This window comes from Sphingobium sp. (genome assembly GCF_033795625.1).
Lineage (GTDB): Bacteria > Pseudomonadota > Alphaproteobacteria > Sphingomonadales > Sphingomonadaceae > Sphingobium.
On record NZ_JARYGI010000092.1, the window covers coordinates 1 to 964 of the forward strand.

The window sequence follows — 964 nt, forward strand, 5'->3', positions numbered from 1 at the left end:
AACTGGCAAAGGCAGCGCTTCATCAGCCCTCCGCTGCCAAACAGGCGTCAGAACGCGAGGTTGATAGAGGTGCCCAAGTTGCCGATGCGGATCGTTTCGCCGGTTTTCAATTGGATCAGGAGATCCGCGCCTTGGTGGGAATAGCCGCCGATCATGTCGGGCGACAGCGCAAGCGCTATATTGTCGCCGGGTGCAAGAGTGATGCCGTCGATGATGACCTTCTCGACGCCCGAAGATACCGCGTCACCTGCGGGTGCTACTTTTGCTTGCACAGACATCCTGTTTCCTTTCGAAACGTCGAGAGAAATTGTTTCCGATTACAATGTTACGTTAGATTTTGGTCTGGCCGCGGCTGAACTGGACTAAATATCCGGGCATGATCATTCTGAACGAATGCTATCGAGCAGGTAAACGTCCCGCTAGCCATTACTCAATATGTGAACATGCACGCTATCAAACCTTCAGTATGCTTCAAGCACACGTGGGTCTCAGAACTATATTGTTTGAAAGAAGACTTTGCGCCTGAGGATCGTGATCCTTGCACATTTATTTCAACCTCACAGCCATCTCTCCTCAATCATCTCGAACAGATTCACAGACAACTGAAATCCGGTGGCACTCCTGCTACTCTATCTTAATCACATGAACACGAACTCTTATTAACTCAGGTAATTTCTCATCGTCGATCACCTCATCTAAATGAGCTGATCTTGCTCATGCCTCAAAATCAACTTCAGAGAACATGACACGCTTTCTATCCTCATAAAAACACAGCCAAATCTAAATTCAAGTTAAATTTTTTTCGTCTTTGGGTTCCAATTCCCTCCCCCACGGAAAAAAGCCAGCAATGCTGCGGTTCTGATGGGCATAAATGGCAAAAACCACTTAGTTGGGCACCTCTATCAACCTCGCGTTCTGACGCCTGTTTGGCAGCGGAGGGCTGATGAAGCGCTGCCTTTGCCAG

Annotated in this window: 2 protein-coding genes; both read right to left on the minus strand. The window is 48.4% G+C overall.

Features of this window, described 5'->3' with window-relative positions; translation table 11 throughout:
- Positions 1–47: 47 nt before the first annotated feature.
- Complete coding sequence (locus QHC67_RS18705) at positions 48–278, minus strand: hypothetical protein (RefSeq protein WP_319296665.1); 231 nt, start codon at positions 276–278, stop codon at positions 48–50.
- 482 nt (positions 279–760) lie between these two features.
- The coding region (locus QHC67_RS18710) for a hypothetical protein (protein ID WP_319296667.1) at positions 761–964 on the minus strand (204 nt) is incomplete at its 5' end.